General features: G+C 69.2%; 3 protein-coding genes. All 3 read left to right on the top strand.

What is annotated here, in order from left to right; translation table 11 throughout:
• Positions 1-490, top strand: a 490-nt coding sequence (locus AB0M20_RS44615) for an aminotransferase class III-fold pyridoxal phosphate-dependent enzyme (protein WP_364307659.1), incomplete at its 5' end; no start/stop codon positions are given.
• Between the two features lie 83 nt (positions 491-573).
• A complete protein-coding gene (locus tag AB0M20_RS44610) occupies positions 574-978 on the top strand; it encodes an ectoine synthase (RefSeq protein WP_359704575.1) in 405 nt (134 codons plus the stop codon).
• Positions 979-983: 5 nt separating this feature from the next.
• On the top strand, positions 984-1,203 hold a 220-nt coding region (locus tag AB0M20_RS44605; protein ID WP_364307657.1), incomplete at its 3' end, for a hypothetical protein.

The following is a 1,203-nucleotide window of genomic DNA, read 5'->3' as shown; positions in this document are numbered from 1 at the left end:
GATCACCCCGGACATCGTGACGGTCTCCAAGTCGATCTCCGGCTACGGCCTGCCGATGTCGCTGTGCCTGTTCAAGCCGGAGCTGGACATCTGGGAGCCGGGCGAGCACAACGGCACCTTCCGCGGCAACAACCCGGCGTTCGTCACCGCGACGGCCGCGCTGGAGACGTACTGGGCCGACGGCGCCGCGATGGAGAAGCAGACCCGCACGCGCGGCGAGCAGATCGAGCGCGAGCTGATCTCCATCACCGAGGAGAACCTCGCCGACGTGAAGGAGTACCGCGGGCGCGGGCTGGTGTGGGGCCTGGAGTTCCACCACAGCGACCGCGCGTCGCGGGTGGCCAAGCGCGCCTTCGAGCTGGGGCTGCTGATCGAGACGTCCGGCCCGCAGGGCGAGGTCGTCAAGCTGCTGCCCGCGCTGACCATCACCCCGCAGGAGCTGGACGAGGGCCTGAGCATCCTCGCCCGCGCCGTCCGCGAGACCGCCTGACCGGCACGAGGCCGACCAGCCAGACCCCTGACCAGCCAGACCAGCCAGGCCGTCTGACCGGCCAGTAAAGAGGAGGAGACACCGTGATCGTCCGTTCGTTCAAGGACGTCGAGGGCACCGACCGGCATGTGAAGGCCAAATCGGGTACCTGGGAGAGCAAGCGCATCGTGCTCGCCAAGGAGCGGGTCGGCTTCTCCCTGCACGAGACGGTCCTGTACGCCGGGACCGAGACGTCGATGTGGTACGCCAACCACATCGAGGCCGTCGTCTGCACCGAGGGCGAGGCCGAACTGACCGACCACGAGGACGGGCAGGTGTACACCATCACGCCCGGCACCATGTACCTGCTGAACGGGCACGAGCGCCACACGCTGCGGGTGAAGGAGGACTTCCGCTGCATCTGCGTGTTCAACCCGCCCGTGACCGGCCGGGAGGACCACGACGAGAACGGCGTCTACCCGCTGCTCACCGAGCCCGAGGAGGTGTGAGGACCATGACCACGCTCACCACCACCCCCACCGACCTGTACCCGAGCCGCGGCGCGACCGAGGTCCGCATCCCGCGCAAGGACCCGGTCGTCTGGGGTTCCCCGGACACGCCGGGCCCGATCCAGGCGGCCGAGCTGGAGGGGTTCGAGCGCGACGGCTTCCTCACCGTCGACCAGCTCATCACCCCCGCCGAGGTGCAGGTCTACCGGCGTGAGCTGGACCGGC

The sequence above is a fragment of the Actinoplanes sp. NPDC051633 genome (assembly GCF_040681735.1).
Classification (GTDB): Bacteria; Actinomycetota; Actinomycetes; order Mycobacteriales; family Micromonosporaceae; genus Actinoplanes.
Note: the sequence above shows the minus strand (reverse complement) of the source record. Positions and strands in the feature narration are given on the sequence as shown.